The organism is Flavobacterium sp. (assembly GCF_027484705.1).
Lineage (GTDB): Bacteria > Bacteroidota > Bacteroidia > Flavobacteriales > Flavobacteriaceae > Flavobacterium.
Genome location: NZ_JAIXSL010000024.1, coordinates 208867 through 215724, shown reverse-complemented (window position 1 = coordinate 215724; position 6858 = coordinate 208867). Strand labels below are relative to the sequence as shown.

General features: G+C 42.8%; 4 protein-coding genes and 1 pseudogene. 4 read left to right on the top strand and 1 reads right to left on the bottom strand.

Going from position 1 to position 6858, the window contains the following annotated elements:
• A pseudogene (locus tag Q0058_RS14500) lies at positions 1-3095 on the bottom strand (hypothetical protein); the annotation flags it as partial.
• Positions 3096-3252: 157 nt separating this feature from the next.
• Between Q0058_RS14500 and folE the strand changes: the two are divergent.
• From folE to lgt, 4 genes are all read left to right on the top strand, one after another.
• Entirely contained in the window at positions 3253-3924 is a 672-nt protein-coding gene (gene folE / locus Q0058_RS14495; RefSeq protein ID WP_298225199.1) for a GTP cyclohydrolase I FolE, read from the top strand.
• 131 nt (positions 3925-4055) lie between these two features.
• Positions 4056-5534 (top strand): cysteine--tRNA ligase, encoded by a 1479-nt coding sequence (gene cysS, locus Q0058_RS14490; protein WP_298225197.1) that lies wholly within the window; start codon positions 4056-4058, stop codon positions 5532-5534.
• Between the two features lie 73 nt (positions 5535-5607).
• Complete coding sequence (yidD, locus tag Q0058_RS14485) at positions 5608-5856, top strand: membrane protein insertion efficiency factor YidD (protein WP_298225195.1); 249 nt, start codon at positions 5608-5610, stop codon at positions 5854-5856.
• Between the two features lie 63 nt (positions 5857-5919).
• Positions 5920-6849 carry a prolipoprotein diacylglyceryl transferase gene (lgt, locus tag Q0058_RS14480; protein ID WP_298225193.1) on the top strand — a complete coding sequence of 310 codons (930 nt, stop codon included), beginning with the start codon at positions 5920-5922 and terminating at the stop codon, positions 6847-6849.
• The last annotated feature ends 9 nt before the right edge of the window (positions 6850-6858 follow it).

Sequence of the window (6858 nt, the reverse complement as noted above, 5' to 3'; positions counted from 1 at the left end):
TAGGTGCCAGCTGTAGTGGGTGTTCCCGAAATCGTAAAGGTACTTCCTGAGAAAGAACCCGTGACTCCTGGTGGCAAATCTGCCGCTGGAACCGATCCAGAAGTCGCTACTGTAGAAGATGTGTAAGTAATCAAAGGTATCGCCATTCCTACACAAACCGTTTCTAATGAGGAGGAAGCTGTGACATTACAACTACAGGCTATAATCTCCACTAAAGTATCATAATGAAATGCTGGGCACAAAGCTGTAGCCGGAATATCATAACTTACGGTATAAATACCTATTTGACTTGCTGAAGCTGTGATAGCGCCGGTAGTACCGTTGATTATCAAATTGGGAGAAGAAGCTGTAAAAGTACCTCCCGCAGTTAAAGAAAACAGTGTTGGTAATTTTAGTACTGAATCATTGTTACAATAAGGTGATCCGGAATAAGAAAATGTCCCAGAAGGACTCGACACTACATCGATTACAAATGACCTTACATTATAACAACCTGTCGTGACAAGATCTTCAATACGAACATATATTGTCTTAGGAACCAATGACACTTGATAAGTTGTCAAATTAGTAATATTGTTAGGAGCCGCAAATTTTGCATCATCAAAACGCTCGTAATAAGTGATACTATAATTGCCCTGATCAGCAACTGGAATCGTACTCAACATCGCTGTATTTTGATCGATATCAACTGTATAGGGAGGCAAAGTTGAAGAGCAAAAAGTAATGTTTTGCGGATTGATAACCGGCAAGGGTGTCGCAACGTTAACCGTCACATCATCTTGAACTCTGACTGTAGTGCCATTACATTTTTTATACTTAACCACTGCAGAATAAGTACCTGAAACTGTCGGACAAACCGTCAACGGATTTTCATTGATCGATCCGATTGGGCCGCCATTCAACTCCCAACTAAGTTCTGTAGTCGTAGCGCTTGGCTTTCCAATTGGAGAAAAACGCCAAGCTTCAGTATTGGCGCTCCAAGTTCCTGAATTTCTCCCCGGTGCTGCTTTGGCTGCTGTTCCAGCTTGATTTTGAATACCAATCATTCCGTTAGGATTAGTCCAAGTCGTACAAGAAGTTCTCTTGTTTACTAAAACTTCAATAATATTAGTAGTTTCATGAATTACGATTTGACTGGTTTGCTTGTTCGGGCTAGTCTCACAGCCAAATAAATCTAATCTATTAAAATTCGCTACAAAAACTCTATTGGGAGCAGCATTCGGTCCTGAATCTAATACGTAATAATTTACATTTTGAGTAGACAAATCGGCCACGGTATCGACTCTGGTATCCTGATACACCCCATAAATAGCATTCTTGATAGGAAATCCTCCATTAGGAATTGTTGTATTATAATTCCATTCACAATACTGTAGCATAGGACACGGACTTGGAGTGTAGGCTAAATCAAAAGAGATAAGGCCATTTGATCCGATCACAACATTATTATAACAGTTGCCGTAAAAATTGAAATCAAAAGGAAGGGTAACAATCGGAGACCATGCGTCATCGCAAGTTGCGTTGAGCACAGTTCCTCCTGTGAAAGGAAACGAAGGTGCATAAGGAATAGAACATACTGCATAATCGTCTGTAGTACTAACACCATCATCAGTAGTGGCAATCTTCGTATATTCTGCAAATAAATCGGTACATTGTCCTAAATTACAAACCGCTTGAGGTGCTATTATATTGACCTCGGCAAGCGGTAAGGTTCCTGCACTAGCGATATCACAAAGCGCACGAACGGTAATGGTAACAGTACCCGACAAAGCTGTCGAACAAGCACCAACTGTAGCGTCAACCAACGTAAAAATAGTAGTACTATCTATGTAAGGAACATTGAAATACCCTACTCCGGTTGCACTTAACACAACACTATGAGTACCCAATGGAGAAGTGAAATTCACCGTTACTCCCGGTGTACCAAAGAATGTTATTACTGCTGATCCTCCAGGAGAAATTGTCGTATTCCCAAAAGCTGATGCCGCAGGAACACTTAATGTAGCAGATCCTGTAACCTGCTGACTGCAATTCGTGGTTCCATTCGAATCAACTGTAACCAACTCATAAACACTACTGGCCGTTAATACTCCAGAGGAAACTGCAGCATTTCCTGAACCGTCCAAAAGTACTGTTTGAACCGGGCCGCTATTGATGGTGTAGTTTACGGTTGCATTTGGTGTTCCAGCAAAAGTAACGACACCTGAAGCTCCGGAACAAACATAAGCATCTCCGAAGATGGTCGCCGTAGGCAAAGGAAGCACCGTAATTGTTGCTGTGCCGGTTTGATTCTGGGTATATACGGTAGTAGTTCCGTAAGAAACGCTCTCCAAATTGTAATTGAAGACACCTGTCGCAGTGGTAGGAATTGGCAAAGTAACACTGCTTCCTGTGGTCGTGATTATAGATTGACTTGAACCACCATTGATGTTATAAATAAAGGTATACGGCGCAATCCCATCAGCTCCGGTAAACGTGATTAGATTCCCGACACTATTCTGACAAACCGAATTAGTACCCGTAATCGTTGCCGTTGGCAAAGCGGTAAAAGTAATATCATCGATAGCAAAAGCATTTCCTATTAATGTTGCATTATGCATAATATCAACAATGGCAGCGTTGCTTACACCAGAATTCCAGTTCACAGTAATTTTGAGCCAAGTTCCGCAAACCGCCGTAGCAGGAGCTGTTGAAGCAGTCCCGACCGCAACCCCATTGATTACTACTTTTAATGATGCAGGATCGGTATTCTGTAAAGAATGAACCCAATAACTGAACGCATAATTTTTCCCAGGAGTAACCGGAATAGTTTCTCTCCAAACAATGTTATTGACGTTCGCGCTATTTAAAACCAGCATATTCCCTGAAGAACCGGTATGGTCGGTACAGGCCGGATAACTCGCATCCCACGTACTCGGATCCGCGACCACTCCAAAGAGCGGAGAGGCATTACCAGTATTTGTAGCTGCATTGGCATAGTCGGAAAAGAAACCACTATTCCCTAAGGAAAAATCACCGTTGGCAGCTAAATTTTGTGAATATATTTTAGTTATACCCATGAGAATGAGTATAAAATAAAGTAAAATCTTTTTCATTGTTGGTTTTTTTTGGCAGCGAAATTTACAAAATTTTTACAATAATTTGTTTCTATATTTAAATAAGTTTAAAATTTAACACCCTTTGGAATACTTAAGTTTTTATTATTTATCTTTGAAGCTGAAAAAGAATTGCTATCAAAATCTCACTTATTTAATGACAACAAACGACGAATTTCATGATGAAATTGGAGACAACCATGTCCCAACTAAAGCCACAAACCCAATCCGGAACGATGCCTTCGACATCTCCGACGAACAAAAAATCGAATCGATAAAAAAAGACGTTCATAACATCCTGCACACCCTCGGAATCGACCTCACGGACGACAGTCTCAAAGGCACACCCAACCGTGTCGCAAAAATGTTTGTAAAAGAACTTTTCGGAGGCTTAAACCCGAACAAAAAACCGAATGCTTCCACGTTCGAAAACAACTACAAATACGGCGAAATGCTCGTAGAGAAAAACATCACGCTCTACTCTACTTGCGAACACCATATGTTGCCGATTGTCGGAAGAGCGCATGTCGCTTACATTTCCAGCGGTCGCGTCATCGGGCTTTCAAAAATGAACCGCATCGTAGACTATTATGCCAAACGCCCACAGGTTCAGGAACGCCTTACGATGCAGATCGTACAGGAATTGCAACACGCGCTGGGCACTGAAGACGTAGCCTGCGTCATCGATGCGAAACACCTTTGTGTCAATTCCAGAGGCATCCGCGATATCGAAAGCAGTACCGTTACAGCAGAATATGGCGGCCAATTTAAAGACGATTTGAAACGCAGAGAGTTTTTGGAATTCATCAAGCTCGACACGAAGTTTTAAAGTTTTTAGAAGCCAATCCCGCTCTTCAATACAATCTTTGGCGGCGAACCCCGCCGCCAAAGGATTTTCATTACGATCGGGGCTAGGGCAACAGTACCAAGATTACGCATAAACATCAAATTCACGCATCAATGCCAATCGACAAAAATCAAACGCTAAAAATATACAACTCACTCTCGGGCGAGAAGGAACTGTTCCAACCCATACACGAAGGCAATGTCGGCATGTATGTCTGCGGCCCGACCGTATACAGCAATGTGCATTTGGGCAACGTCAGAACCTTCATGTCGTTTGATGTGATTTTCAGATACTTTTTGCATTTGGGTTACAAAGTGCGTTATGTGCGCAACATCACCGATGTCGGGCATATCGTAGACGACGTCGATGAAGGCGAAGACAAGATTGCCAAAAAAGCAAGGCTCGAACAGCTCGAACCTATGGAAGTCGTACAACAATACACCGTAGATTTCCACGAGATCCTGAACGCGTTCAATTTTCTGCCACCAAGCATTGAGCCGACAGCAACCGGTCATATCATCGAACAAATTGAGATCGTCAAAAAAATTATAGAAAGCGGGATCGGTTACGAATCTAACGGTTCCGTTTATTTTGATGTTGTCAAATTCAACGAAACGAACCACTACGGAAAACTCAGCGGCCGCAACATCGAAGAAATGCTCGCCAATACGCGCGACACCGACGGACAATCCGACAAGAGAAACCCACAGGATTTCGCACTCTGGAAAAAAGCCGAACCACAACACATCATGCGCTGGCCTTCCCCTTGGGGCGACGGTTTCCCGGGCTGGCATCTCGAATGTACTGCGATGAGCACCAAATATCTCGGCAACCATTTTGACATTCACGGCGGTGGCATGGATCTGAAATTCCCGCACCACGAATGTGAAATCGCACAGAACGAAGCCTGCACCGGACAAACACCGGTCAATTATTGGATGCACGCCAACATGCTTACTTTAAACGGTAAGAAAATGGCAAAATCTACCGGAAACAATATTCTGCCGCGCGAGATCCTGACGGGTGAAAGTCCGTTTTTGAGCAAAGCGTTTTCGCCAAGTGTCGCGAGATTTTTTATGTTGCAGGCGCATTACAGAAGCGTACTCGATTTTTCCGATGACGCTATTGTCGCTGCTGAAAAAGGCTACAACAGATTGATGGAAGCATTAGGACTTTTAAGTGAAATCAAAACCGCAAGCCAATCGACGGTTGATGTTGCCAGTTGGAAACAATGGTGTTATGACGCAATGAACGACGATTTCAATACGCCAATCCTGATTGCGCATTTGTTTGAAGGCGTTCGTTTCATCAACATCTTAAATGACGGTTCGGCTACAATTACGGCTGGCGATCTGGACATTCTAAAAACCACGATCAACGCGTTTGTCTTTGATGTTTTAGGACTGACCAACGAAAAAGAAACCGGAAGCAACACCCAAAAACTCGAAGGCGTCGTGCACATGCTCATTAACATGCGTAACGAAGCGCGCGCGAACAAGAATTTCGCGATGTCAGACCAAATCCGCGACCAGTTGATTGCTATAGGCATTCAGTTGAAAGACGGAAAAGACGGCACTACGTTTAGCATATAATTCATAGTTAACGGTTTGCAGTGGCGGATGATTTGAACCTTTACTGCGAACTGCAAACTAACAACTTCATAAAATGTTTGCGAAAATCCTTCGGTTTCCGTTCATCCTCTTGATTCGGTTTTATCAGACCGCGATTTCTCCGTTTACGCCTTCGAGCTGTCGTTTCGATCCGACTTGTTCGCAATACGCAATCGAAGCCATCCAAACGCACGGTATTTTCTATGGAAATTATCTCGCCATCAAACGGATTTTGAGTTGCCATCCGTGGGGAAAAACAGGTTATGATCCGGTGCCTCCGAAAAAAACTACCGCTAAAGATTAACTTATTTTAAGGAAAAATTTATTTTAAATCTTTATTTTTACAGGAAATCATAAAACCCCAACCATGAGTACAGCATTATCCATCATTTGGAATCCAACAGAAGGTATTGATCTCGGTTTTTTTGTCATCCGGTATTACAGCTTGATGTTTGTCATTGCTTTTGGACTCGGTTGGTATATCATGAAGCGTATTTTTGAACGCGAAAACGAACCGCTAGAAAAACTCGATTCGCTGTTCATCTGGACGGTTTTAGCAACCTTACTCGGCGCAAGACTCGGACACGTGTTCTTCTACGATTGGGAATACTACAGCAACCATCTTTCTGAAATTTTATTGCCTTTCCGTTTTGATCCGGTTTTTGAATTTACGGGTTTTCAAGGATTGGCGAGTCACGGCGCAGCCATTGCGATCATAGTCGCAATGTATTTCTTTAGCAAAAACATCATGAAACGCCCGATGCTTTGGGTTCTCGACCGCGTGGTTATTCCGGTAGCTAGCGGTGCTATATTTGTGCGTATCGGAAACTTCTTCAACTCTGAAATTGTGGGAACCACCACAGATTCCGTTTTTGGAATCCGGTTTGTGAGGGATTATTTCAGCGCTCGCGATGCGATAAACAGAACGCAAATTCCCAATGCGAAAGACGCTTATCACGCGATTGTCAATGATCCTAAATTTGCGGCACTTTTACAGGAAGTTCCTGCCAAACATCCGGCACAATTATATGAATCGATTTGTTATGTATTCGTTTTTGCAATCCTGTTTTTCCTATACTGGAAAACCGACGTCAGAGAACGTCAGGGCTTCTTATTCGGATTATTCTTAATATTACTTTGGACAGTGCGTTTCGTTGTGGAATATGTCAAAGAAAGCCAAGGCGGCATTGAAGAATACCTTGGCTTGTTTTCTACAGGACAATGGCTCAGCATTCCGTTTATACTGATCGGGTTGTATTTCGTATTCACTGCCGACAAGCCTATTGCAGGAGAGTAACAATCTGTA

Bases quoted from the DNA above. Each gene is read 5' to 3' on its own strand.
- folE (WP_298225199.1), top strand. From the start codon at position 3,253: ATGACAACAAACGACGAATTTCATGATGAAATTGGAGACAACCATGTC.
- cysS (WP_298225197.1), top strand. From the start codon at position 4,056: ATGCCAATCGACAAAAATCAAACGCTAAAAATATACAACTCACTCTCG.
- yidD (WP_298225195.1), top strand. From the start codon at position 5,608: ATGTTTGCGAAAATCCTTCGGTTTCCGTTCATCCTCTTGATTCGGTTT.
- lgt (WP_298225193.1), top strand. From the start codon at position 5,920: ATGAGTACAGCATTATCCATCATTTGGAATCCAACAGAAGGTATTGAT.